Annotated in this window: 14 protein-coding genes and 2 pseudogenes; 11 read left to right on the forward strand and 5 right to left on the reverse strand. The window is 68.8% G+C overall.

What is annotated here, in order from left to right; translation table 11 throughout:
* Positions 1–26: 26 nt before the first annotated feature.
* From KUM44_RS39535 to KUM44_RS39545, 3 genes are all read left to right on the forward strand, one after another.
* The gene (locus KUM44_RS39535; protein WP_217214600.1) at positions 27–1250 is read left to right on the forward strand and encodes a cytochrome P450; all 1224 of its coding nucleotides are present in this window, start codon (positions 27–29) and stop codon (positions 1248–1250) included.
* 964 nt (positions 1251–2214) lie between these two features.
* Entirely contained in the window at positions 2215–5055 is a 2841-nt protein-coding gene (locus tag KUM44_RS39540) for an RICIN domain-containing protein (RefSeq protein ID WP_217214601.1), read from the forward strand.
* Positions 5056–5084: 29 nt separating this feature from the next.
* Positions 5085–6803 (forward strand): ThuA domain-containing protein, encoded by a 1719-nt coding sequence (locus tag KUM44_RS39545; protein ID WP_217214602.1) that lies wholly within the window; start codon positions 5085–5087, stop codon positions 6801–6803.
* A 139-nt stretch (positions 6804–6942) separates the two neighbouring features.
* On the opposite strand, the gene KUM44_RS39550 is transcribed toward KUM44_RS39545, so the two are convergent.
* From KUM44_RS39550 to KUM44_RS39560, 3 genes and pseudogenes are all read right to left on the reverse strand, one after another.
* Positions 6943–8274, reverse strand: a complete 1332-nt coding sequence (locus KUM44_RS39550; RefSeq protein WP_374202121.1) for a PHB depolymerase family esterase — start codon at positions 8272–8274, stop codon at positions 6943–6945.
* Between the two features lie 165 nt (positions 8275–8439).
* Positions 8440–9942, reverse strand: a complete 1503-nt coding sequence (locus tag KUM44_RS39555; RefSeq protein WP_217214603.1) for an arabinofuranosidase catalytic domain-containing protein — start codon at positions 9940–9942, stop codon at positions 8440–8442.
* A gap of 71 nt (positions 9943–10013) precedes the next feature.
* Positions 10014–13563 (reverse strand): annotated as a pseudogene (locus KUM44_RS39560) (ThuA domain-containing protein).
* A 547-nt stretch (positions 13564–14110) separates the two neighbouring features.
* Between KUM44_RS39560 and KUM44_RS39565 the strand changes: the two are divergent.
* The 7 genes and pseudogenes from KUM44_RS39565 to KUM44_RS46345 all read left to right on the forward strand — a co-directional run.
* Positions 14111–15640: a sugar ABC transporter ATP-binding protein gene (locus KUM44_RS39565; RefSeq protein WP_217214604.1), complete on the forward strand. Its 1530-nt coding sequence runs from the start codon at positions 14111–14113 to the stop codon at positions 15638–15640.
* On the forward strand, positions 15637–16608 hold the full coding sequence (locus tag KUM44_RS39570) for an ABC transporter permease (RefSeq protein ID WP_217214605.1): 972 nt from the start codon (positions 15637–15639) through the stop codon (positions 16606–16608). Before KUM44_RS39565 ends, KUM44_RS39570 begins: the two co-directional genes overlap by 4 nt.
* A 1-nt stretch (position 16609) precedes the next feature.
* Entirely contained in the window at positions 16610–17581 is a 972-nt protein-coding gene (locus KUM44_RS39575) for an ABC transporter permease (protein ID WP_217214606.1), read from the forward strand.
* A gap of 22 nt (positions 17582–17603) precedes the next feature.
* On the forward strand, positions 17604–18788 hold the full coding sequence (locus KUM44_RS39580) for a substrate-binding domain-containing protein (protein WP_217214622.1): 1185 nt from the start codon (positions 17604–17606) through the stop codon (positions 18786–18788).
* A gap of 4 nt (positions 18789–18792) precedes the next feature.
* A complete protein-coding gene (locus KUM44_RS39585; RefSeq protein WP_217214607.1) occupies positions 18793–19671 on the forward strand; it encodes a sugar phosphate isomerase/epimerase in 879 nt (292 codons plus the stop codon).
* Positions 19672–19790: 119 nt separating this feature from the next.
* Positions 19791–22109 (forward strand): ricin-type beta-trefoil lectin domain protein, encoded by a 2319-nt coding sequence (locus KUM44_RS39590; protein WP_217214608.1) that lies wholly within the window; start codon positions 19791–19793, stop codon positions 22107–22109.
* A gap of 176 nt (positions 22110–22285) precedes the next feature.
* A pseudogene (locus tag KUM44_RS46345) lies at positions 22286–22498 on the forward strand (IS5/IS1182 family transposase); the annotation flags it as partial.
* Positions 22499–22656: 158 nt separating this feature from the next.
* On the opposite strand, the gene KUM44_RS39595 reads toward KUM44_RS46345, so the two are convergent.
* Both KUM44_RS39595 and KUM44_RS39600 read right to left on the reverse strand, forming a co-directional pair.
* A complete protein-coding gene (locus KUM44_RS39595; RefSeq protein WP_217214623.1) occupies positions 22657–23262 on the reverse strand; it encodes a lytic polysaccharide monooxygenase in 606 nt (201 codons plus the stop codon).
* A 349-nt stretch (positions 23263–23611) separates the two neighbouring features.
* Positions 23612–24382 carry a FadR/GntR family transcriptional regulator gene (locus KUM44_RS39600; RefSeq protein ID WP_217214609.1) on the reverse strand — a complete coding sequence of 257 codons (771 nt, stop codon included), beginning with the start codon at positions 24380–24382 and terminating at the stop codon, positions 23612–23614.
* Between the two features lie 159 nt (positions 24383–24541).
* Here KUM44_RS39600 and KUM44_RS39605 point away from each other — a divergent pair, with 159 nt between their 5' ends.
* A complete protein-coding gene (locus KUM44_RS39605) occupies positions 24542–25813 on the forward strand; it encodes an ABC transporter substrate-binding protein (protein WP_217214610.1) in 1272 nt (423 codons plus the stop codon).
* Positions 25814–25858 lie beyond the last annotated feature (45 nt).

Consider the following 25858-nt stretch of genomic DNA (forward strand, 5'->3'; position numbering starts at 1 on the left):
CCACGCACGAAGGAGGGCACCGGACCATGAGCACCGCTTCGCCGGACCAATCCGTGATCTTCTACCCCTTCACCCGGGAGTTCCAGGAGGACCCGTACCCGCACTACGCGGAGCTGCGCCGGCACGCGCCCGTGCACGAACACCCGGGCGGCTTCTGGATGGTCTCGCGCTACGAGGACGTGTCCGCGCTGGTGCGCTCGGACTTGTCCGTCGAACAGAGCCGCGTCGCCCCGGGCCCGTTCCGTGACGCCTACGCGAAGGCGGGAGTGACGGACAAGCCGCGCCTGAAGGGGCTGGCACTGTTGGACCGGGACCCGCCGGACCACACCCGGCTGCGCAAGCTGGTCACCCAGGCCTTCACGGTGCGCGCGGTCAACCGGCTGGAGCCGATGATCCACGGCCTGGTCACCGAGGCGCTCGACGGCGTCGCCGACGCGGGCGGCGGGGACCTGGTCGAGTCGCTGGCGTTCCCGCTGCCCTTCACCGTCATCTCGCGCATGCTCGGGATCCCGCCGATCGACACCGGGCACATGCGGATGCTCACCACGCTGCTGATGCGCTCGGTCGAACTCACCCCGGACCGGGAGGTGATGAGGGTGATCGAGGCGGCCGACGCGGAGATCTTCGAGGTGGTGAGCGACGCCATCTCCCGCAAGCGGCGCGAGCCGGGCGACGACCTGCTCACCGCCCTCATCGCCGCCGAGGACGACGGCGACACGCTCACCCACGACGAGCTGGTCGCCCAGGTCACCATGCTCTACGTCGCGGGCTACGAGACCAGCGTCAACCTGATCTCAGCCGGCGCGCACGCCCTGCTGCGCCACCCGGACCAGCGGGAACTCCTGCACAACAAAAGCGAGTTGGTGCCGAATGCGGTGGAGGAAGTGCTGCGCCATGAGCCGCCGGTGCACTTCAGCCGCCGCGTCACCCTCCAGCCCTACCGGGTCGGCGGCCACGAGATCCCCGCCGGTTCCTTCATCCTCGCCAACCTGGCGGGCGCCAATCGCGACGAGGAGGTCTTCGGCCCCGACGCGGAGGAAATGAAGGTCGATCGCGAGAACGCCCGCCGCCACCTCTCCTTCGGCGGCGGCATGCACCACTGCCTGGGCGCGACCCTGGCCCGGATCGAGGGCCGGGTCGCCCTCGGCGAACTCGTCCGCCGCTTCCCCGCCATGGCCCTGGACGGCAAGGTCCAGTGGAACGGCCTGGTCAGCCTGCGCGGCGTGACCCACCTGCCGGTCGTGGTGTGACCGTGCCGCGCTCTGCGCCCCGGCAACTGGGGCACAGAGCGCGCCCCCGCCCGCGGGGCGCGGGTGTGTCAATTCAACTGCTGATCTTGGTTCGTGCACATCATCCCCCGTTTCGGATCAAGAAAGCTCCGGGAGCCAGCAGGTTCTGTGTCTACTGGTGGTACAGCGCCTGCGAGCGGCTCGGTTGGTCCGCGTATGGTCCGGATCTTTCCTGTCCCGTGGCTTCGTGCGCGGGAGGGACTGCGGGCGACTGGAAGGGCAACGCCACATGGCACAGGCCGTAACGACCGTCCAGGGGCGTCCAGTCGATCCAGGGACGGGTGTGTTTCGGGGAGTCCGCACAGTTGGTGAGACCTGTGTGAGAGCGCTGGCGTGCAGGACTTGCGGGCCCGGGGTGGTCGCGCGGACTGGTCGGCCGTGTCGCTGACTTCGGCCGGGCCGGTGCAGTAGAGAAACTGGTCGCCTTCGCCGGGGGCGGCTGATGGCCGCGATCTTGCAGGATGTGGTGAGTCGCGCGGCCTCGGCTGCGGTGGCAGGGTGCGTTCGTGGTCGGCGAAGGTGTGGCCGGGCTCGGCCGGGTTGTCGCGCGGGCGGCGGCGATGACGCACGCACCCGTCTGCGTCCCGCCGATCCGGGTGGGAGATGGCGCCGAGTCCTGACAGGGCTCGGGTCCTTCGTAACTTGCTCCACAACAGACCAAAAGCCTGGCTGGTCCGGAGGGAAGTATGGACGTAGTGGGCTGAAGCCCTCTAGTCTTGTCGGTGTACCGTCACGGTCGTCGATGTGACCCGACAGCGCGGTAGCCATCGACTTCTCCTGTTTCCGAGCTGTTGCCCCCGCTCGGCGTAGTGGCCTGCTGAAGCACACCCAGCAGGCCGAAGCGACGCATCTCGCTACGGCATCGGCGCGGCAGCGCGCGCCCCAAGCCTGGCAGCCACCTGTTCAGGAAGGGGACTGCATTGTCATGTTCGCGAAAATCAAGAGGGCTCCCGCGCGTTGGCCGGCCATCTGTTCGGCTCTGCTCCTGATCGCGGCCGCTCTCACCGCGGCCTTGTCCAGTACGACCCCGGCCTCGGCGCACCCGATCAACGCCGCCGACTTCCAGCAGGTCCAACTGGCCCGCGGGGTCGCGGAGGTGGGTGAGCCGATGTCGCTGGCCGTACTCGCCGACCGGTCGGTGCTGCACACCGCTCGCAACGGGACCGTGCGCCGCACGGACGCGAGCGGCACCACCACGGTGATCGGCAGCATCCCCGTATACGTGCACGACGAGGACGGCTTGCAGGGCATCGGCATCGACCCGGGTTTCGCCACCAACCGGCACATCTACCTCTACTACGCCCCGCCGCTGTCCACACCAGGAGGCGACGCACCGACCACCGGCGGCAACTGGTCGGTGTGGCAGGGTGTCAACCGGCTTTCCCGGTTCACGCTCAACGCCGACTTCACGCTCAACCAGTCCAGCAGAGTGGACATCCTCGATGTGGCGGCTGACCGAGGTACCTGCTGCCACGCAGGCGGAGACATCGACTTCGACGCGGCGGGCAACCTGTACCTGTCCACCGGAGACGACACCAACCCGTTCGAGTCCGCCGGATACTCCCCACTCGACGAGCGGGCGGGCCGCAACCCGGCGTTCGACGCGCAGCGCACCGCCGCCAACACCAACGACCTGCGCGGCAAGATCTTACGGATCAAGGTGAACGAGAACGGGTCGTACTCGATCCCGGCAGGCAACCTGTTCCCGCCCGGTACGGCCAGGACCCGGCCGGAGATCTACGCGATGGGCCTGCGCAACCCGTTCCGGATGAGCGTGGACAAGGCCACCGGCATCGTCTACGTCGGCGACTACGGCCCCGACGCCGGCGCCACCTCGGCGCGCGGGCCGCAGGGCCAGGTCGAGTTCAACCGCGTCACGGGACCGGGCTTCTACGGGTGGCCGTACTGCACCGGCACGAACACGAGTTCCGAGACGTACGCCGAGTGGGACTTCGCCACCAACACGGCAGGCGCGAAGTACAACTGCTCGGGCGGGCCGACGAACAACTCCTCCCGCAATACCGGCTTGAGCACGCTGCCCCCCGCCAAGGCCGCCTGGATCCGTTACGGCGGCGACGCCGGCAGCCCGCCTGCGTTCGGCGGCGGCTCGGAGTCGCCGATGGCGGGCCCGGTGTACCGGTACGACCCCGACGTCAGCTCGCCCACGAAGTTCCCGCAGTCGTTCGACGGGCAGTTCTTCGCCACGGAGTTCGGCCGCGGCTGGATCAAGCCGATCCACCTCAACGCCGACGGCTCCCCGGGGACCATCGACAGCTTCCCCTGGACCGGCAAGCAGGTGATCGACTCGGCCTTCGGCCCGGACGGCTCCTACTACGTGCTGGACTACGGCACCGGGTGGTACCAGGGCGACCAAAACTCCGCCCTTTACCGCTTCGACTACGTCGGCGGCGGCAACCGGGCGCCCACGGCGGTGGCCGGCGCCAACCGGACCTCCGGCGCGGCGCCGTTGACCGTGACCTTCTCCTCGGCCGGCTCGTCCGACCCCGACGGTGGGGCACTGACCTATGCCTGGAGCTTCGGTGACGGCACCAGCTCCACCGCCGCCAACCCGACGAAGACGTACGAAACGAACGGCGACTACACCGCCAAGCTGACCGTGCGCGACCCGCAGGGTGCCACCGGCACCGCCGAGGTGCGGATCACCGTCGGCAACACCGCGCCGACCGTGACCATCGACAGCCCCGCCGCGGGGGAGATCTTCGCCTTCGGCGACACCGTGCCGTTCCGTATCACCGTGACGGATCCGGAGGACGGCACGGTCGACTGCACCAAGGTCAAGCTGACGTACATCGTCGGTCACGACAGCCACGGCCACCCGATCACCTCGAAGACCGGTTGCTCCGGCACGATCACCATCCCGGTCGACGGTGAGCACGACGACGCGGCGAACATCTTCGGGGTCTTCGACGCCGAGTACACCGACAACGCCGGACTCACCACGCACACACAGCACATCCTCCAGCCGAAGCACCGGCAGGCCGAGCACTACAAGACGTCGTCCGGCATCGCCACCCTCGACAAGTCGACCGCCGAGGGCGGCAAGTCCGTCGGTGACATCGAGAACGGCGACTGGATCGCATTCGAGCCGTACAAGCTGAGCAACGCCACCTCGTTCAGCGCCCGGGTGTCGTCAGCCGGCGCGGGCGGCACCTTGCAGGTCCGGGCCGGCTCGCCGACCGGCACCGTCCTCGGCTCCGCCACCGTCCCGGTCACCGGCTCGTGGACGAGCTTCACCACCGTGAGCGGCTCGATCTCCGGCGCACCGGCCGGCACCACCACGCTCTACCTGACCTTCGCCGGCGGCTCCGGATTCCTCTTCGACGTCGACGCGTTCACGTTCAATCCCGGCGGAGGCCAGACACCCGGCGTGGGTCCGGTCGTAGGGCTCGCGGGTAAGTGTCTGGACGTCCGTGGCGGCGGCTCGGCGGACGGGACGGCGGTGCAGATCTCGTCGTGCACGGGCTCGGCGGGGCAGCGGTGGACGGTGGCGCCGGGGGCGACGATCAAGGCGTTGGGCAAGTGCCTGGACGTCAGCGGCAACAGCTCGGCGGACGGGGCGAAGGTCCAGTTGTGGTCCTGCAACGGTGGAGCCAACCAGAACTGGCAGGCGTCCCCGGACGGGTCGCTGCGGAATCCGCAGTCGGGCAAGTGCCTGGATGTGTCGGGCGCCAACTCGTCGGACGGCACCCTCGTGCACCTGTGGACCTGCCACGGCGGAGCCAACCAGAAGTGGACCCTGCCCTGATTTCTGTCACCCGGAAGAGAGCGACGGACATGCGCAGACAACCCCGAAGCCTGCTCGGCGGGGCGGCCGCGACACTCGCCGCCCTGGTCCTCCTCGGGCAGCCCAGCCCCGTCAATGCCGCGGACACGTCCTACGACGTCCTCGTGTTCTCCAAGACGGCCGGTTTCCGGCACGACTCGATCCCGGCAGGGATCCAGGCCGTCCGCGACCTCGGCGCGGCGAACAGTTTCACGGTGACGGCCACGGAGGACGGCAACCACTTCACCACCGGCAACCTGAGCCGCTACGAGGCGGTGATCTTCCTCAACACCACCGGCGACGTTCTGAACGACGCCCAGCAGTCGGCGTTCCAGTCGTACATCGGATCGGGCGGCGGCTTCGTCGGCGTCCACTCGGCCGCGGACACGGAGTACAACTGGCCGTTCTACGGCGATCTGGTCGGCGCCTACTTCGCCTCGCACCCCGCGATCCAGCAGGCCGACGTCAAGGTGGAGGGGCGGGCGCACGCGGCGACCGCCCACCTGCCGCAGACATGGACCCGCACCGATGAGTGGTACAACTTCCGGACCAACCCCCGTACCACCGCGCGCGTGCTCACCACGCTGGACGAGTCGTCGTACTCGGGCGGCTCGATGGGCGCCGACCACCCGCACACCTGGTGCAAGACCCACTCGGGGGGCCGGTCCTTCTACACCGGTGGCGGGCACAGCCAGGCGTCGTACGCGGAGCCGGCGTTCCGGGCGCACCTGCTCGGCGGCATCCGGTACGCGGCAGGCCGGACCAAGGCCGACTGCCGGCCCGAGACCGGCTATACGACCCTCTACAACGGCTCGACCACCGGCTGGGCGCAGGCCGGCCCAGGCGGCTTCACCAACTCGGACGCCACCCTCGCCTCGTACGGCGGCCTGGGCATGCTCTGGTACAGCGCCCGGCAGTTCACCAACTACTCGCTGAAGCTGGACTGGAAGACGGCCGGCGACGACAACTCGGGTGTGATCGTGGGCTTCCCACCGTCGAGCGACCCGCAGTCGGCACTGAACAACGGCTATGAGGTCCAGATCGACGCCACCGACGCGCCTGACCGCACGACCGGCTCGATCTACGCCGTCAAGGCCCCGGACACCGCTGCCAGGGACGCGGCGCTCAACCCACCGGGCGAGTGGAACACCTTCGAGTTGCTGGTGGAGGGCGAGCGGCTCCAGGTCTGGCTCAATGGCGTGAAGATCAATGACTTCACCAACGCCGACCCCGCCCGCTCGCTCGCCGGCCACGTCGGCATCCAGAATCACGGCACGGGGGACGACGTATCGATCCGCAACGTGCGGATCAAGGAGCTGGGCGGCAGCCCGCCGCCCACGCCCGGCGTGGGTCCGGTCATGGGGCTCGGGGGTAAGTGTCTGGATGTCCGTAACGGCGGCTCGGCGGATGGGACGGCGGTGCAGATCTCGTCGTGTACGGGCTCGGCGGGGCAGCAGTGGACGGTGACGCCGGGGTCGACGATCAAGGCGTTGGGCAAGTGCCTGGACGTCAGCGGCAACAGCACGGCGGACGGGGCGAAAGTCCAGTTGTGGTCCTGCAACGGTGGAGCCAACCAGAACTGGCAGGCGGCTGCGGACGGGTCGTTGCGGAACCCGCGGTCGGGCAAGTGCCTGGACGTGTCGGGCGCGGGCTCGTCGGACGGCACCCTCGTGCACCTGTGGACCTGCCACGGCGGAGCCAACCAGAAATGGACCCTGCCCCCCTCCTGAGCCGACACGGCACGCTGGAAGGGCCACCTGCCACGGTGCGGTGGCCCTTCCGAGTTCTACGAACGAACACCGGGTCGACCGACGGCCAGGTCGGTGTGCGGCTTTCTCTGTTCGGCAGGCAGAAGGACGGCTCCGCCGCTCAACGACGGCTCCACTGCTGGTTGGTGCCGCCGTTGCAGGACCAGAGGATGGTCCTGGTGCCGTTGGCGGTGCCGCCGGCGTTGGCGTCGAGGCACAGTCCGGACTGGACGCCGGTGATCGTGCCGTTGGGGTTGACGTTCCACTGCTGGTTGTTCTGGCCGTTGCAGTCCCAGATGATGACGGCGGTGCCGTTGGTGGTGCCGCGTCCGCCGGCGTCGAGGCACTTGTTGCCGTGGACGGTCAGTTGTTTGCCCGCGGTGTGGGTCCAGGTCTGGCCGGCTGTGCCGGTGCAGTCCTGGAGTTGGGTCTGGGTGCCGTTGGTGGTGCCGGCGCCGGGGACGGTCAGGCAGCGGCCGGACTGCGCGCCCACGATCTGCTGAGCCGTCGTCGGCGGTGGGGTGGTCGGCGGCGTCGCGTCAAGGCCGAAGAAGCGGATGGTTTCCGCGGCCTCGTCCGGCAGCCCGTGCCCCCGGCCCTGCACGCTGATCGCCTCGACCGGCGCGGCGCCGCCCGTACCGCCGTACCGGGTGCGGGTGTAGCCGGCCTTCGGCGAGTCGGTGAACACGGGCGTCTGACTGAGGCCGTGCACGTTCGTCCACTGCTCGACCTGCTCCCCGAAGTTGGGGTACCGCAGGATGTCGTCGTTGGTGCCGTGCCAGATCTGCATCCGGGGCCGCGGCCCGGTGTACCCCGGGTAGGCGTTGCGTACCAGGTCACCCCACTGCTGCGGGGTCTTCGTGATCCGCCCCTGGGCGCAGTCGGAGTTCCACTCCGAGCCGTTGGTCGTGGCGAAACAGGCGAACGGTACGCCGGCGATCGAGGCACCCGCGGCGATCACGTCCGGATAGAGGCCGAGCAGGACGTTGGTCATCATCGCCCCGGACGACTCACCGACGGCGAAGACCCTGGCGGGATCCACGGGGTACCTCTGCTTCACGTGGTCGACCATCGACATGATCCCGACCGGGTCACTGCCTCCGCCGCGCCGCAGTGCCTGTGGCGACGCGACGTCCCAGCACTTGCTGCTGCGCGTCACCGACGGGTAGATCACGATGTAGCCGTACCGGTCCGCCAGCGAGGCGTACGGCCTTCCGTTGTGGAAGGCCGGGCCACTTCCCCCGCAGTAGTGCGAGGCGATCACGACGGGGGGCCGCGCCGCCAGGCGGTCCGGCACGTACAGGTACATGCGCAGGTTCGTCGGGTTGGTGCCGAAGTTGGTGACCTCGACGAGCGTGGCAGCGGCGGCTGCCGGCGACGCGACCGCCGGCCCTCCGAGCGACGCCACCGCGATGGCGAGCACCGCGGCGACCGCCATGAGGATCCGTCTCATCTCTGAGCTCCTCGGTAATCGGTATGAACACGCTGATGGAAGTGGTGCGCCCGGCTCGCCGGGATGGGAGTGAAGGCGGCACGTGATGTCACGTACCGCCTTCACCCGTCCGCCCATGCTCGCGTCCGGCGCTGGTCGGCGCTGGTCGGCGCAGGACGGAGCGACTCAGCGGTAGCCGGCGGCGATGATGTTGGCCTGTACCGCGTTCTCGGTTGCGTCGGACGGGTATCCGGACACCATCGCGCCCTCGTAGAAGGTGCCGGCGCTGAGGTTCGCGCCGCCGCCGGGCTTGCAGCAGTCACCACCGCTGCCGAGGATGATGGCGCCCTGCTTCTTCATGGGGCTGTAGCCGGGCGGAAGCGCGCCGTCCCAGAGCGTGGTCAGGCTTCCGGTCTGGGCGTTCCCACCCTTGAGCGCGAAACGGCTCGTCCCGTTGTTCTTCAACATCGCCGTCACGAACTTGCTGGTGAACGCCCGCTGGTTCGGGTTCCAGGTCTGACTGCCACCGGAGTAGAGACCCCATTCGAGGTCGGCCTGGACCCAGGGGCCCCTGCCGGCGCACCCGCCGAACCAGCACTGGGTGCTGAAATTGATGGCGTCCATCGCTCCGGCCGCGTCGGCCGCTCGGGTCGTCTCGCTGTTGCCGTAGTCGAAGCAGCAGCCGCCGTTGACATGGGTGCCGCTGGTCACCATGTACATGCCTTCAGGGGCGCTGCCGGTCGGCACGCCGGTCAAGTGGCCGTCCCGCCAGTAGCTGTTGCCGGGGTTGATGTAGAGCGAGTAGGCCTTGCTGCCGCCGACCGCCAGCGACTCGGACGTCGCTATCGCCGGGCGGCTCTGGTTGGAGCCGGGAACCACACTCGATCCCTGGTACCACAGGTCGTTCCCGCGGCCGGACTGGTCGTAGATGACGGTGATGACACAGGTGGTCCCGGCGCAGAACGAGTCCTGCGTCGCCGCGTCGGCGGTGCCACCCGCGCTCAGGACGCCGATGTTCCGGGTCGTGCTGTCGGACGAGCGCCGGACCTGGTAGAGGTTGCCGTTGTAGGTGCCGTAGAGCGCTCGGACGGTGCTGTGGGCGGCGATGCAGGGGGTGCCGCCCGAGGCGTAGATGTCGCATGTGCCCGCGCCGCCCGGCACCGGCGGGTCCGGTGGGTCCGGCGGCGGGGTCGGCGAGTTCCACCGTTGGTTGGTGCCGCCGTTGCAGGACCAGAGGGTGATCCTGGTGCCGTTGGCGGTGCCGCCGGCGTTGGCGTCGAGGCACAGTCCGGACTGGACGCCGGTGATGGTGCCGTCGGGGTTGACGTTCCATTGCTGGTTGTTCTGGCCGTTGCAGTCCCAGATGATGACCGCGGTGCCGTTGGTGGTGCCGCGTCCGCTGGCGTCGAGGCACTTGTTGCCGTGGGCGGTCAGTTGTTTGTCTGCGGTGTAGGTCCAGGTCTGGCCGGCTGTGCTGGTGCAGTCCCAGAGGTGGGTCTGGGTGCCGTTGGCGGTGCCGGCGCCGGGGACGGTCAGGCAGCGGCCGGACTGCGCGCCCACGATGGGGGCGCTCTGCCCGGGCTCGATCGGTGCCGCCACCGCGGTGGCGCCGACGGCGACAAGCACCAGGACGGTGCCCAGCGCGGACAGCCGTCCGTAGCGGCGGGGCCGGGGTATTCGAAACACCATGGCGGTTCCTCACCTGTTCGTAGGGTGGGATGCCCGGCGCGAAACCGCGCCGGGCATCCCGTCCGGACGGGCTATACGGCTGTGAACCGCCACTGTTGGTTCGTGCCGCCGTGGCAGCTCCATTGCAGGAGTCGTGCGCCGTCGGCCGTCGAGCCGCCGTTGACGTCGACGCACAGTCCACTGGGGAGGCTTTTCACCGTGTACACGCCTACCGTGGTGGTCGGTGTGACGAGGAACTTCTGCGGGTCGCTGTTGTCGCAGGCGGACTGCTGAAGGAACGCGCCCTGGGCGGTGGACCCGCCCGTGACGGCGAGGCACTTGTCGCTGTGCACCGCCTTCAGGTGGACGGCGTCGCCACCGGCGTCGACGGCCTGCCACTTCTGGTTGTTGCCGCCGGTGGCCGGCCACTGGACGATCTGGGCGCCGTCAGCGGTCGAGGCCTCGCTGACGTCCATGAACTTGCCGCTGTGCTGCGCCGCGACCGTCCAGGTCCGACCGGCCACGCCACCGCCGCCGCTGCCCGGTTCGCCGACCCCGTTGCCGCCGAAGGTGAGCGAGTCGAGGTCGAGCCAGTTGTTCGAGGTGCCCTTGAACACCAGGTAGAGCCGGTGGGAGCCGGCGAGATCGGCAGTGTTCACCGCCGGCGTGGAACGGTAGGTGTTCCAGCCGCCGGTGCTGGGCACCGGTGTCGTGGCCAGGAGCGTGCCGGTCGGGGAGTCGGCGCGCAGTTCGATCGATCCGCCGCCGCTCGGCGACGACAAGCGGTAGCTCACGCTCGTGATGCCCGACAGGCTCATCGGGTTGAACGCGATCCAGTCGCCGTCGGAGATGTTGCCGACCCGCTTGCCGCTCTCGGCGCCGGACTGCTCGACGATCTGCACACCCGACTGGTCCGTGTAGAACTCGGCCTGCTTGTGCTTGGGCTGGAGGATCGTGTGGGCGTAGCCGGTGAGCGGGGCCGCACCGCCTGGGCCGCCGTCGTCGGTGTAGCGGGCGTTGAGGACGTAGTACAGGTTGGCGCCGTCAGGGTGCCCGCCGAGCACCTTCGTGTCGATGGTGCCCGAGCACCCCGGGTAGCGTGGTCTCATGCTGGTGGTCGTCGTGGCCGAGGGCGGGGTTGACCAACACCTTGGTGCAGTCGATGGGCGCGCCGCCGGGGTCCGAGACGGACACCTTGTACGAGACGCGGTCGCCGAAGTCCAGCATGCCGCCGCCCGGCGGAATCGTGAGGGTGACGATCGGTGCGGTGTTGCCCACGGTGATCGGCACGTTGGCGAAGGCCGTCCTGCCGGTGTTGTCGGTGACCTTGAGCTGGGCGGTGTAGTTGCCGTTGGCGGTGTAGGTGTGTGACGGGTTGGCCGCGGTGGACGTGGTGCCGTCGCCGAACGTCCAGTGGTAGCTGAGCGTGCTGCCGGGATCCGGGTCCGTGGACCCCGCGCTGCTGAACTGCACGTTCAGTGGCGCGTTCCCGTTGGTGGGCGTTCCGGTGGCTTTGGCGATCGGCGACCGTCCGCCGTGGTTGTAGTCGATGCGGTAGAGCCCCGAGTCGTTGTTGCCACCGCCGAAGTTGGTGCCCCACTCGAGCAGGTACAGCGAGCCGTCGGGCCCGAACTCCATGTCCATCGGCTTGAGGAACTTGGCGGCGGGCATGAAGGGGTTGGTCCGGGTGACGGCGGTCGCGGAGTCGAAGTGGACCTCCTTGACGGTGTGGCGCGACCACTCGTAGAAGAAGTGGACCCCGTCGTAGTAGGGCGGGAACTTCGTCTCGGACGGGTTCGCGGCGTTGTAGCGGTAGACCGGTCCGCCCATCGGCCCCGAGCCGCCGGAGCCGAGTTCGGGGAAGTTCGGCGAGACGCCGTAGCCGTACCACATGTTCGGCGCGACGATCGGCTTGAGGCTGGTCAAGCCGGTGTTGTTCGGTGAGTTGTTGACCGGCGCGTTGCAGTTGAACTTGGGGCCGACGACCCGGGTGTCCGGGTTGTAGGGCGCGTAGGCCTGGTTGTCGCCGTGGCAGAACGGCCAGCCGTAGTTGCCCGGGGACTTGATGACATTGAGTTCGACGAGCCCTTCGGGGCCGCGGTTCGTCGCGGGCGGGTTCCGGTCCGGGCCGTAGTCGGCGAGGTAGACCCAGCCGTTGGCCGGGTCGATCGAGAAGCGGAACGGGTTGCGGAAGCCCATCGCGTAGATCTCCGGCCGGGTCTGCGCCGTGCCCTGCGGGTAGAGGTTGCCGGCCGGGACGGTGTAACCGCCGCCCGCCGACGGCCGGATGCGCAGGAGCTTGCCCCTCAGGTCGTTGGTGTTGCCGGCGGTGCGGGCGGCGTCGAGGTTGGCCTTGCCCGGCCGCCAGTCCAGCGGGGCGTAGCCCTGCCAGTTGGAGTCGAGGTTCGGCGGGACGTCGTCCCCGGTGCCGATGTAGAGGTTCTTGTCGGGGCCGAACTCGATGTACCCGCCCGTGTGTCCGGGCTCGGCGAACGTGCGGTCCCGGGTCGCGGGGATGTCGATGATCGTCACCTGGCTCGACATGTTCAGGGTGTCGCCGGTGAGCGTGAACCGGGAGACCCGGTTGATGTCGTTCGGGACTCCGGCCGGGGAGTGATACAGATACACGTAGCCGTTGTCGGCGAAGTCGGGGTCGAGCGCCAGTCCGGTCAGGCCGTCCTCGCCGCCGGTGTAGACGCTGAGCGTGCCGGCTGTCACGGTGCGGTTCGTGGTCGGTTTGAAGATCTTCAGCTGCCCGGCCCGCTCGACGTAGAGCACCCGCCCGTCCGGGGCGACCGCGAGGGCCATCGGGTCCGCGGTGTTGTCGTCGAGGGTGCGCTTCTCGAAGTTGCTCCACACAGTGCCGCCGCAGTCGCCGGGCTCCTTGCCGGCCGCCCACTTGACGCCCCCGAGGACGTGGTTGCGGAAATGGGTCTCGCTGTAGGCCGCGCTGCTGTGTCCCATGGCGGTGGCCCACACGCGGCCGCCGCCGCTGTTGCGGCACCAGGAGATGGGGTGGTCCGGCCCCATGGCGCGCGGGCCCGGGTTGTACGTGCGCTCGTCCGCGGTGACCAGGACATGGACGTCGCCGCGGGGGTTGCGGTCGAAGTTGTACCACTCCTCGCTGCGGTTCCAACGGTCAGGCAGGCCGGCCGTCGACGGGTGCTTCTTGTCCGCGACGATGGCGGTGCCGGGCAGCACGCCGGGGGAGTGCTCCGGCATGTGTGCGCCGCCGTTGATGGTCTGGTCCCACCACGGGTACTCGTTCTCTATGCCCATGTCCGTGGCGTTGTGGATCGCGACGATGCCCTTGCCGCTGGCGAGGTAGCCCTCCACCGCCTGGCGTTGGGCCGCCGTGGTCCACACCATTCCCGAGGTCTGGAACATGATGAGCACGTCGAAGGTGGCGAGGTTTTCCGGGGTGAAAACGCTCGAGTCCTCGCTGTGGACCAACTCGAAGTCGTTGGCCGCCGCCTGCTCCCGGAACATCGACAGGCCGGCCGGGATCGAATCGTGCCGGTAACCGGCCGTCTTCGTGAAGACCAGGGCTCGAAAGGCCGGCGCCGCTGACGCCGGTTGGGCGACGACGAGCGACAGGAGCACGCTCGCGATCGCCCCGAAGATAACGATGATGCGACGCAATGCCGTCTCCTATTTCGGCGGAGCAACGATGGCATGACCACGGGCACGCGTCGGCCGCACCTGAAGATGCGCCGGAGTGCCCGAGCGCGTCGTAGGCACGCATGTGCCGTCGGTTCGTCGTCCCGTCCGCCGTGACGGGCAGTCAAGTCCCTACGGAAGCAAGGGGAGTCACAAGCAAGGGGAGCCACACCAGATGCGACCTCTCCCGTGGTCTGCCGGCCAGCATGCAGCGGGGTATCGCAACAGTCAATATGAATCGGGTGCGGCCGATTCCATAACACTTTTTGCGCATCAGCCGTCGTGACTTGGCGCGCGACTGTCGTCGGGCCGATTCCATAACACATTTTGCGCATCAGCCGTCGTGACTTGGCGCGCGACTGTGGACGGGCCGATTCGATAACAGATTTTGGCTTATCAATCGCTGATGTCTGCTGGTATTGCCAGGCACTCATCCAGGCATTTACCCTCGGGGCCGCGATGTCGCCATCACGTCCGGCGAAAGTTCACGGCTATTCGACCTGACGACGCGAATACAGAGGTTCCCACGATGTCTGGCCTGCTGCCGTCGCCGCTGCTCGCTCTGCGAGGCATCGGCAAGTCGTTCCTCGGCGTGCGGGTGCTCGACGGCGTCGACCTCCAGGTCCGGCCCGGCGAGGTGCACGCGGTCGTCGGCGAGAACGGCGCCGGCAAGTCCACGCTCATGAAGGTGGTGTCCGGCGTCCACCAGCCCGACGAGGGAACGGTCGAGTTCGCCGGCGCACCACGGACGTTCCGCAGCCCGCGTGAGGCCCAACAGGCCGGTGTCGGCACCGTCTACCAGGAGCTGACCCTGCTGCCCGAGCGCACCGTCGCGGAGAACGTCTGGCTGGGCCGCGAGCCCCTGCGCCGCGGGCTCGTCGACCGCAGGGCGATGCTCAGCCACACCGCGGGGCTCCTCGCCTCGATCGGGGAGGGCTCGTTACCGCCCGACACGCGCGTGGGACGACTCGGCGTGGCGCAACAACAGGTGGTCGAGATCGTCAAGGCGCTCGCCCTCGACGCGCGGCTGCTCATCATGGACGAGCCCACCGCGGCTCTCGCCGACCACGAAGTCGACCAGCTCTACGCGCTCGTACGGCGGCTCCAGGAGCAGGGGATAGGCGTGCTGTACGTCTCGCACCGCCTCAAGGAGGTCTTCGACCTGTCCAGCCGGATCACCGTGCTCAAGGACGGCCGGGCGGTGGCCACCTTGGACACCGCGGACACCAGCGCCGATCAGCTGGTGCGCCACATGGTCGGCCGCGAGCTGTCGAGCTACTACCCCGCCCCGGCGAAGCCGCAGGAGCTGGGCCCGGTGCGGCTGACTGTCCGGGGCGGAGGCAACCGGAAGCTGCGCGGCATCGACCTACGGCTGCGCGCCGGCGAGGTGCTCGGCGTAGGCGGCCTTCAGGGCTCCGGCCGGTCGGCGCTGGCCCGCGCACTGTTCGGCGCCGCACCGTTCAGCACCGGCCAGGTGACCGTCGACGGAGCGCCGGTCCGGCTGCGCTCGCCCCGCGCCGCCATACGGGCCGGTATCGCCTACGTCTCCGAGGACCGCAAGGGCGAAGGGATCGTCGCCGAGCAGTCGGTGCTCGACAACGCGCTGTTGGCCGTCCGCGCCGCCCGCGCCGTCCGCGCCGTCCGCCCGGGCCGGGGCGGCCGCGGTGCCCGGACCGCGCGGGTCCGGGAGCTGCTCGCGGCCGTCGAGCTTCGCGCTGCGGGGGAGGACCAGGAGATCCGTTTCCTGTCCGGGGGCAACCAGCAGAAGGTCGTGCTGGCCAGGTGGCTCGTGCTCGCCCCGAGGATCCTGCTCTTCGACGAGCCGACCCGGGGCATCGACGTGGGCGCCAAGTCGGCGATCCACGATCTCGTCCGCCGGCTGGCCCGCGACGGCGCCGCCGTGCTGATGGTCTCGTCCGAGCTGCCCGAGCTGCTCGGCATGAGCGACCGGATCATCGTCATGCGCGACGGCCGGATCGCCGGCGAGCTGCCCGCCGGCGCGTCAGAGGAGGATGTCGTCGCCCTGGCGGTCGGCACCGTGGGGGAGGCGGCCGGATGAGCGGCGCGCTGTCCCCGCCGGCCCGGTGGACCCCGCCCGGCGTGTTCGTCGCCTTGGTCCTCACCCTGGCGATCGGCTGGATCGTCGTCACGGTCGACGGCGGCCGGCTGTTCAGCGTGCCGACGACGGTGAGCCTGCTGCACGTCGCCGCCGGTCTGGGCCTCGTCGCGGTCGGCCAGACGCTGGTCGTCGTCGGGGGCTCGCTGGATCTGTCCGTGGCGTACGTGGTCAGCCTGAGCACCCTCGTCGCCGCCGAGACCATGGCCGGTGACGACGGTGCGCTGCTGCCGGCGATCGGCCTGACGCTCGCCGTCAGCAGCGCGATCGGCCTCGTCAACGGCCTGCTCGTCACCACGGCGCGGATCAACCCCTTCATCGCGACCGTCGGCGTCGGACTGCTGCTGAAGGGATACCTCGACAACGGATACGACGGCCCGGCCGGCAAGACCGCACCCGCCCTGGTGCAGGGCCTGGGGTACCAGCGCATCGGCCCGGTGCCGCTGTCGTTCCTGCTGCTGCTCGCCGTCGCCGCCGCGGCCTGGTTCGTGCTGGCGCGCACCCGCTTCGGCCACCACCTGATCGCCGTGGGCGGTGACCCGGAGGTCGCCCGGCTCTCCGGCGTGCGGAACAGCCGGGTCCTCGTCACCGCCCATGTGCTGTGCGCCCTCTGCGCCGGCCTCGCCGGGATCTACCTCGCCAGTCGTCTCGGCGCCGGCGCACCGAGGGTCGGCACCGAGGGACTGTACGACCTGGAGTCGATCGCCGCGGTGGTGCTCGGCGGCACCGCCTTGGCCGGCGGGCGCGGCGGCGTTGTCGGCACGGTCGGCGGCGTGCTGCTGCTCGCGAGCATCGACGCCATCTTCAACCAGCTCGAGGTCGACGTGTTCTTCAAGCAGGTGATCCGCGGCGTGATCATCATCGCGGCGGTCGCCGTCTACGCCCGCCGGGCGATGCGAAAGGCGTCCTAGCATGCAGATCGCGCGCCCACTGCGGCTCCTTGGGTTCCGCTCCGGCAGTCTCGCACCGATCATCGTGATTCTGGCGGTGTTGCTGGTTCTGCTGACCGCCCGCCAACCGGACTTCCTCTCGCCGCCGTCGCTGATGTCGTTCCTCGGCCGCTCCGCGCCGGTCGTCCTGCTCGCTGCCGGCCAGTACTTCGTGATCGTCTCCGGCGAGCTGGACCTGTCCGTCGGCTCTCTGGTCACCGCGCAGGTGGTCGTCGCCGCCCGGCTGATCGACGGCGATCCGTCGGCCGGCTGGCCTGTCGTCGTGCTCCTGCTCGCGTTCGGCGTCGCCGTCGGCCTCGTCAACGGCCTCGTCACCACGCGGCTGCGGGTGCCGTCGTTCATCACGACCCTCGGGATGTTCCTGATCCTCGTCGGTGCCGTGTACCTGTGGTCCGACGGTGCCCCGAAGGGCGGCCTCTCCGAGGAGTTCCGCCGGCTCGGCCGGTCGGCGTTCGAGGACGTGCCCGCGCTGGGCCGGATACCGTATGCCCTCATCGTCTTGCTGGCGGCGGCCGCTCTCGCGCTGGTGCTGACGCGTTCGGACTTCGGCCGCACCCTGGTCGCGGTCGGCGGCAACCCGCGGACCGCCGAGCTGAGCGGCGTGCGCGTGTGGCGCGCCAAGACCATGGCGTTCGTCCTCAGTGGAGTCGCCGCCACGCTCGCCGCGGTCCTGATCGGCGGGTACAGCGGAGTGTCGTTCCAGGCCGGTGTCGGCCTCGAGTTCGGCGCGATCACCGCGGCGGTCCTCGGCGGTGTCGCCCTGGGCGGGGGTCGCGGTTCGGTCGTCGGCGCGATGCTGGGCGCGCTGACCCTCGAGACGCTCTTCACGCTCATGAACTTCTACGGCGTCTCCGGCGCCCTCAAACCGACCGTCCAGGGCGCGATCATTCTGCTCGCCGTGGCGGCGGCGTCCTTCCGTTTCCCGTCCAGATGAAGGGGATTCCGTGAGGCATTCCATGACGGTGCTGACCGTGAGCGCCTTACTGGTGCTGGCCGGCTGCTCCACCGACGAGCCCAACACCGGCGTATCGGGTTCGCCCTCCGCGAGCACCGGATCAGGCACCGGGTCGGGCACCGGGGAGCAGTCGAAGTTCTTCGTGCGGGCCGACTACGACGAGCAGCTCGCGCTCCTGGACGCCGAGCCCACCGGGCCGGCCGGCAAGCCCTGGGAGCAGGCGCTCAACCCGACGATGGTGGAGACCGCGAAGTTCAAGAAGCCCGGACCGTACAAGATCTGCTTCTCCAACGCGGGGCTGAACAACCCCTGGCGCCAGGTCGGTTTCAAGACCATGCGGGCCGAGGTCGACACGCACCGCGGTCGGATCTCCGAGTTCGTCCACGTCGATGCCGAAGGCAAGGACCAGAAGCAGATCGCCGACATCAACGACCTGCTCGGCAAGGGCTGCCACGCGCTCATCGTCTCGCCGAACACCACCGCGACGCTCACCCCGGCCGTGGAGGCCGCCTGCCAAAAGGGCCTGCCGGTCATCGTCTTCGACCGCGGCGTCGACACGACCTGCCCGGTGACGTTCATCAACCCGATCGGCGGCTACGGATTCGGCCACGTCGCGGCGGAGTTCGTCACCCAGAAGACGAAGCGGGGCGGCAAGGTGCTCGCGCTGCGCATCCTGCCCGGCGTCGACGTGCTGGAGACCCGTTGGTCCGCGGCGAAGGTCGCCTTCGACAAGGCGGGCGTCGACGTCGTCGGCGTCGAGTTCACCGACGGCGACCCGGCCAGGACAAAGAAGATCGTCAACGACTACATCCAGCGGTACGGCACGATCGACGGCGTCTGGATGGACGCCGGGGCGGTCGCGGGCGCGGCGGTCGAGGCGTTCGAGGACGCCGGCAAGCCCGTGCCGCCGATCAACGGCGAGGACCAGCTCGACTTCCTGAAGCTGTGGAAGGACAAGAAGTTCACGGCGATCGCCCCGACCTACCCGACCTACCAGTGGCGCACCCCGATCATCGCCGCGCTGAAGATCCTCGACGGCGAGCAGGTGCCGAACCCGTGGAAGCTGCCCCAGCCGACCATCACCCAGGACAACCTGGACGAGTACGTCGACCCCACCATGCCGCCGCTGCACTACGCGATGTGCGGCTGCACCGACCTGCCCGGCTACCCGAAGCGCTGGAAGTAGCCCGGTGTACACCATCGGTGTCAACCCGTGGGTCTGGGCCTCGCCGGTCGACGACGAGGCCCTGGCCGAACTGGTGCCGCGCATCGCCGCGTTCGGTTTCGACGCGGTCGAACTGCCGATCGAGCAACCCGGCGACTGGGACCCGGCCCGCACCCGGGACCTGCTGGCGGCGCACGGCCTGCGCGCGGTCGGCGTCTGTGCGGTCACCTCGCCCGGACGTGACCTCGTGAACGCCCCGCCGGAGGCCGTCGCCTCCACGGTGGCGTACCTGAAGGCGTGTGTGGACAGTGCGGTGGCCGTCGGCGCGCCCTGCGTCGGCGGCCCGGTCTACGCCGCGGTGGGGCGGACCTGGCGCATGTCACCGGTGGAGCGCGCGGCCTGCTACGCGGACGTCCGCCGTGCCCTGGGGCCGGTGGCCGACCACGCGGGGGAGCGGGGCGTGAGCATCGGCGTGGAGGCCCTCAACCGCTATGAGACGAGCGTCGTCAACACGGTCGAGCAGGCGGTGAAGCTGATCGACGGCCTGCCCGCGAACGTCGGTCTCATGATCGACACCTATCACATGAACATCGAGGAGGCCGACCCCTACGAGGCGCTCGTCACGGCTGGTCCGCACCTCAAGCACGTCCAGGTCAGCGGCACCGACCGCGGCACCCCGGGCGCCGACCACTTCGACTGGCCACGCTTCCTCGCCGGCCTGGCCACGACCGGCTACGGCGGCGCGGTGTGCATCGAGTCGTTCACCGCGCAGAACGAGGCCATCGCCACCGCCGCCTCGATCTGGCGGCCGCTCGCCCCGTCGCAGGACACCCTCGCCCGTGACGGGCTGTCCTACCTCCGAACCGTCCTGCGTGGACTGGAGAACGCTCCCTTGACCGGGTGATGGGGGCGGGGCCGTTTCTGCCGTCCTCCCCTCTGGCCCGGGAACCGCCATAAGGAGAAAAGTTGTTCAGAAATCTGACGATACGAAGGCGGCTTCTGGCCGGAGCCGCCACACTCGGTTTGACCGCGACCGCGGTGGTGGCGTTCCCCGCGCCCGCAGCCGCAGCTCCCCACACCGTGTACGTCTCGCCGTCCGGCACCGGCACCGACTGTTCCAGCGCGCAGCCGTGCTCACTGACAGCCGCACAGGCGGCGGTGCGATCGCTCAACGACGCCATGTCGGACGACATCGTGGTGCAGTTGGCCGACGGTGTGTACCGGCTGGCCCAACCCTTACGGCTGACGGCGGAGGACTCCGGCTCAGGCGGCCACACGGTCGTGTGGCAGGCCGCCCCGTCGGCGCGCCCGGTGATCACCGGCGCCCGGGCGGTCACCGGCTGGTCGGTGGCCGACGCGGCCAAGAACATCTGGAAGGCCGACGTGCCCGCCGGTCTCGACGCCCGGCAGCTCTATGTCGACGGCGCCCTCGCCACCCGGGCACGCACACAGGTCAACAGAGCCGATTTCACGGCCTCCAGCGCCGGAATGAGGTTCTCGAGCGGTGCGCTGAGCTATCTGAACAACCTGGGCAACCAGAGCCGGATCGAGGTGGAGAGTGTCAACTCCTTCACCGACCGGTACTCGCCGGTGCAGAGCATCAGCTCGAACTTCATCACGATGCAGCAGCCGGCGTGGAACAACAACAACTTCGGCTACGACACCCTGATGCGGCCGCATCGGGCCGGTCCGTTCTACCTGTCCAACGCGTACGAGTTCTTGGACTCGCCCGGCGAGTGGTACCTCAACCCCACGGCGGGATCCTTGTACTACATCCCCCTGGCCGGGCAGAACATGAGCACCGTCGGTGTGGAACTGCCGAGGCTTCAGTCGCTGGTGAGCGTCGGGGGCACCTACAGCGAGCCGGCGCACCACATCACGTTCAGCGGGATCACCTTCACCGGTACTAGCTGGCTGGGCCCCAGCAGCAACCAGGGTTACGTCGACCAGCAGACCGGCGCGTACATCTCCGGCAACTGGAACTGGCCGGGCTTCGACTCCTGCCACAACGGCTGCACACAGTTCGAGGCCGCCCGGCCGCACTGGCAGCAGATGCCGGCCGCCGTCCAGATCTCCGCCTCCAACACCATCACCTTCAGCGACTCCCGGTTCGTCAACCTGGGCCAGACGGCCATCGGTATCGGCAACGACGCGGGCGCGCACGCCAGCGGCGTCGGCCTGGGCGCCAACAACATCACGGTGACCCGGTCGGAGATCGCCCGGAGCTCAGCCGGTGGCATCCTCGTGGGCGGCGTGCGCGCCGACGCTCACCACCCCAGCGACCAGCGCATGGTGAACAGGGACATCACGATCAGCAACAACCGCATCCACGACCTCGGGGCGGATTACCGGGGCATCGTCTCCGTCCTGACCACGTACGTCACCAACAGCACCGTGGCCCAGAACGAGGTCTACAACATGCCGTACTCCGGCATGTCGATCGGGTACGGCTGGGGTTCCAACGACGCGGGCGGCAGCACCCACTACGCCAACCGCGGCCTGTACAACTACCAGCCGCGCTACACGACGCCGACCACCGCGTCCAACAACCGGCTCATCGGCAACTACATCCACGATGTCATGCAGCAGATGAACGACGGCGGCTGCATCTACACCCTTGGATGGAACCCGGGCGCGCAGATCAGCCGGAACCACTGCCTGCGGACCAACGGATACTTCGGCGTGTACTTCGACGAGGGCTCGAAGTACTACACGGCCACCAACAATGTCTTCTCGAACACCGGCACGTGGGCGACGGCCAACTACTGGGGTGGCGAGAACATGGGGAACTGGACCGTCACCAACAACTGGTCGACCAACGGCAGCACGAACATCACCAACGGGGACCGAGGCAACGTGGTCTCCGGCAACGTCACGGTCACCAATGGCAACTGGCCTTCCGGTGCCCAGGACGTGATGGCGTCCGCCGGACCGCAGGGCACCACCCCGCCGCCCACGGGTCAGCAGATCGTGGGCGCGCAGTCCGGCCGCTGCCTGACCGTCCCCGGCGCCGGCACCACCAACGGCACCCAGACCCAACTCCAGGACTGCACCGGCGCAGCCGGGCAGACCTGGACCCACACCGCGGGCAAACAACTGACCGTCCACGGCAACAAGTGCCTCGACGCGAGCGGACGCGGCACCACCAACGGCACGGCCGTCATCATCTGGGACTGCAACGGCCAGAACAACCAACAGTGGAACGTCAACCCCGACGGCACGATCACCGGCGTCCAGTCCGGACTGTGCCTCGACGCCAACGCCGGCGGCACCGCCAACGGCACCAGGACCATCCTCTGGTCCTGCAACGGCGGCACCAACCAGCAGTGGGCACTGCGATAGCGGAACCAACGCCTGTCCGCTCTTTTGGGACAGGAGCGGAGGCCGGCAGCGGGGCCCGAGTGGGTGCGGGCCCCGCCGCGCCTCGGTGGATCTGTGGCGCAGCACCAGCAGCATCGTCGTTTCAGTCGCCTCTAAAGCGTCTTTGCAGAAGGCCGTGAATAGGGCATCTCCGTTGTGTGGCTGGGATGTTGAAGGCCGAGCGGGTATGGGGGGAAGCGTTCACGGGGCTGCGGATCGATCAGTTCGGGCGGCTGTTGAAGGCGGTCCGGGCACATGGTGGTGACGGCTTTGGATGGGGGCTGCCATGGCGGCTGCCGCTGGCCGAGCGGGTGCCGATGGTGGCGATCTACTACCGCACGAACCTGGCGGATCCTCGGCAGTTGAGCCCGACCATCCAAGATCCCCGACAGAGTCAAGTGAGGAACGCAGGAAGCCCCGTCGGGGCAGGGTAACCGAATGGGGCCCCTGCCCCGACGGGGCTCGGTCGGCCGGGCGGCGGGTTACCGACGCCCGGCAGAGGCCGGTGCCGTGTGCAGTGCTTTGCGGCTCAGCCGAAGTTCACGTCGCTGCACCACATGTAGGCCTGGTCGAGGTGCGAGGCCTGCCAGATCACGAACAGGATGTGGTGTCCGGTGTAGCCAGAGGTCTGGACGGGGAACGTGATGTTCTGTGCCGGGGCGAAGCGGCCGGTCTGCGTGATGAAGTCGAGGTTGCTCCAGCCCAGGGTCTGGGTCATGGGGTTGAAGCCCTGCTTGCTCACGTAGACCTTGAAGTAGTCGGCACCGTGGGACGCCTGGTCGTACAGGTGGACCGAGAAGTTGTTGCCGATGGTGGTGGTCTTCCACGGTCCGGGCTTGTCCAGGCTGGCGTTCCTCGAGAGGTTGTTGCTGCACAGCGTCCCGTCGGGGGTCCGTGCCTGGAACTGGCCTCCGAGGCCGTCACGGAGCGCGCTCATCCAGTTCCACATGGTGTCGGGATTGGCCTGGAAGGCCTGCCAACACATGGGGTCTTGGGTCTGCATGGCCGGGTTCGTGTGGTTGTTGCCCCAGGTCTTCCAGCACTGGTACGCGCGGGTCGCGGGGCCGACGACGGTGCCGTGAGCCTGGACGGGGGTCGACCAGGCGAGGGCGCCGACGGTCACGGCGAACAGCATGACGAGCGCCTGGAGGGGCCGGCGGAGGGACGCCCGCGAACGGCCGGTTAACGGACTCTTTTTGCGCATGTGGGGGGAATCCTTCCAGTTGCGAGGCTGTTATGGGAGCGCTCCCAAAGTCGGGCCTTCTGAGTGAGATGTCAATGAAGCAGACGGAGTTGAATACAGGGGTGGGTGGCGAGCAGGGAATCTGCCGTGAGCCGGGAGTCGGAATGTTCGCGGGACCGGAAAGCGACGATGCGGCCTGGACCGGGTGTGCCTGGCCGGCGATGCCACCCTCTCCTGGCGCGACCCGACACCCGGGGATCAAACACTCATTCCGGGATAAAATATCGGGAGAAAACGACCTCTAGCGCAGCAGCCAGGTCGGCTCGCCCGGCCCGCTGCGGCGCACCACCCACGCGTCGGTGATGTGCGTGAACATCGCCTCGGCCGCACCCTTGGGGTCGTGCGCGGCGATCCGCTCGTAGATGCGCCGATGGCCGTGGTTGGACGCGACGCAGAAGGCGCGGCCGGTGCGGCCCATGTAACGGGTGGAGTTGATGACCTGCCGCTCCAGCGAACGGACCACGGCACGGCCGATGCGGTTCCCCGACGCCTGCATGACGGTGTCGTGGAACGCCCGGTCCTCTTCGTGGTACGAGGCGGGATCGTCGACGAGCTCGTCCATCCGCTCCACCAGGCTGCGTAGCCGGTCGATCACCTCGGCGTTCGCCAGGCGGGCGGCGACGTTGGCCATGTCGGACTCCAGCACGCGGCGGGTCGCGACGAGGTGGTCGAGGATGGCCAGGCTCTCGTCCTCGGCGATGGTTGCGCCGAGGACCAGCTCGTCAAGCATGTTCCACATCGCCGGCGGCGTGACCATCGTGCCGGCGCCCTGGCGGACCTGCACCAGCCCCTTCTCCTGAAGAATCTTCACCGCCTCGCGGACCACGGTGCGGCTGACCGAGAAGGTCTCGCAGAGCACGGGCTCGGGGGGGAGCGGCGAACCGGACGGATGGACTCCACGAACGATCCGCTCCACCAGCTCAGCCGTGACGGCGGCGGCAAGGTTCGCTGGGCGCCGACTCCAGGCGGGGGCCTCGGAGGCCTCTGCGGAGGACTGCGGTACTGCCGTCATGACACCCCCCGGGACCCGTGCCGTACCACGGATGCTCGCCAACTATACGGCATCCCTGTTGACGTCATACGTCATACGAGTTACATACGTCATACGAGTTGCGTTCCTCCTCAACCTCAACTGCCGGACAGCCGGCCACCTCAGGAGAGTGGGGCAGCAATGAAGCAGCGAACACTGTGGTCGGCGACCCTGGTTGCCGGGCTCCTTGTCTTATCCGGCTGCGGAAGCGCCTCCGACCCGGATTCGGCGTCCGGTGGTTCGAAGGGCAAGCTCGTCGTCTGGGACTGGAAGTCCGGCGACGCCGCAGCGTCCTCGTACGTCAAGAAGGCCAAGGCCGACTTCGCCAAGCAGCATCCCGGCGTGACGGTCGAGTTCGTCGCGCAGCCCTTCGAGCAGTACTACACCCTGCTCGGGGCCGCCATCCAGGCCGGCAAGGGGCCGGACGTCATGCTCTTCAACGGCGGCGGGCAGATCCGTGACCGCGCGGACTCCCTGCTGCCGTTGGACGAGTACGTCCGTGATGACAGGAAGCGGCTCGCCGGGTGGGAGGCCTTCACCAAGGACAGCAGGACCTACGCCGCTCCGGTGACCTTGCAAGGTCACCCGATCTACTACAACAAGTCGCTCTACCGGAAGGCAGGGCTGGACCCGGAGCAGCCGGCCACCAGCTGGGACGAGTTCGTCGCCGACTGCCGGACCATCACCGAGGCGACCGGTGCCAAGTGCTTCGCGCAGGGCAACAAGGAAGGCATCGGTATCCAGTTCTTCCTGTCCGGACTCGGCTCGGGCGTCCTGTCGCCCACGGAGTACGACGACTGGATCGCCGGCGAACGAGACTGGTCTTCGCCGGCGGTCAAGCGGGTCTTCTCGCTCTGGAAAGAGGCCGACGACAAAGGCCTGAACAACGACGGGGCGAACTCGACTGCGATGTTCAACGACGCGTTCGCGGTGTTCCAGTCCCAAAAGGCCGCCCACGTCATCGGGTTGATGTCGGACATCGGGCACTGGAAGGACTTCGCCGAATTCCTCGACACCGACGATGTCGGCGTCATGAAGGCGCCGGTCGTCACGGCCGGTGCCACTCCGAGCCTTCCCTACGACGGCGGCATCGGCTACGCCGTCGCGAAGTGGACCAAGGACCCCGAGGTCGCCGCCGACCTGGTGCGCTCCCTGACCTCGACCGACGCACTGAAGTCGTTCTACGCCGACGCGGGCGCCATCGCGGCCGACCGCACCGTGGACGTCTCGAGCGCCGGCCCAGCCGTCGCCACCATCGTGTCCGAGATCGACCGTGGCAAGCCCGCCCTGCATGTGGCCCTGCCGTCCAAGACGGTGGACCTGATGGGGCGGCTGTCCCAGCAACTGCTGAGCGGATCGGTCACGGTCGACGCGGCGGTCGAGCAACTGGCGGCGTCCGACCAGGCGGGCTGAGGCCATGTCACCCATTGGTTCGTCGGGCCGCGCCGCTCAAGCAGG

This window comes from Streptomyces sp. AC550_RSS872, assembly GCF_019049285.1.
Taxonomy (GTDB): domain Bacteria; phylum Actinomycetota; class Actinomycetes; order Streptomycetales; family Streptomycetaceae; genus Streptomyces.

Excerpts from the sequence above, each read along its gene's own strand:
- KUM44_RS39605 (WP_217214610.1), top strand. The coding sequence starts at position 24,542 with ATGAAGCAGCGAACACTGTGGTCGGCGACCCTGGTTGCCGGGCTCCTT.
- KUM44_RS39545 (WP_217214602.1), top strand. The coding sequence starts at position 5,085 with ATGCGCAGACAACCCCGAAGCCTGCTCGGCGGGGCGGCCGCGACACTC.
- KUM44_RS39600 (WP_217214609.1), bottom strand. The coding sequence starts at position 24,382 with ATGACGGCAGTACCGCAGTCCTCCGCAGAGGCCTCCGAGGCCCCCGCC.
- KUM44_RS39580 (WP_217214622.1), top strand. The coding sequence starts at position 17,604 with ATGACGGTGCTGACCGTGAGCGCCTTACTGGTGCTGGCCGGCTGCTCC.
- KUM44_RS39555 (WP_217214603.1), bottom strand. The coding sequence starts at position 9,942 with ATGGTGTTTCGAATACCCCGGCCCCGCCGCTACGGACGGCTGTCCGCG.
- KUM44_RS39575 (WP_217214606.1), top strand. The coding sequence starts at position 16,610 with ATGCAGATCGCGCGCCCACTGCGGCTCCTTGGGTTCCGCTCCGGCAGT.
- KUM44_RS39570 (WP_217214605.1), top strand. The coding sequence starts at position 15,637 with ATGAGCGGCGCGCTGTCCCCGCCGGCCCGGTGGACCCCGCCCGGCGTG.
- KUM44_RS39540 (WP_217214601.1), top strand. The coding sequence starts at position 2,215 with ATGTTCGCGAAAATCAAGAGGGCTCCCGCGCGTTGGCCGGCCATCTGT.
- KUM44_RS39535 (WP_217214600.1), top strand. The coding sequence starts at position 27 with ATGAGCACCGCTTCGCCGGACCAATCCGTGATCTTCTACCCCTTCACC.
- KUM44_RS39565 (WP_217214604.1), top strand. The coding sequence starts at position 14,111 with ATGTCTGGCCTGCTGCCGTCGCCGCTGCTCGCTCTGCGAGGCATCGGC.
- KUM44_RS39595 (WP_217214623.1), bottom strand. The coding sequence starts at position 23,262 with ATGCTGTTCGCCGTGACCGTCGGCGCCCTCGCCTGGTCGACCCCCGTC.
- KUM44_RS39550 (WP_374202121.1), bottom strand. The coding sequence starts at position 8,274 with ATGAGACGGATCCTCATGGCGGTCGCCGCGGTGCTCGCCATCGCGGTG.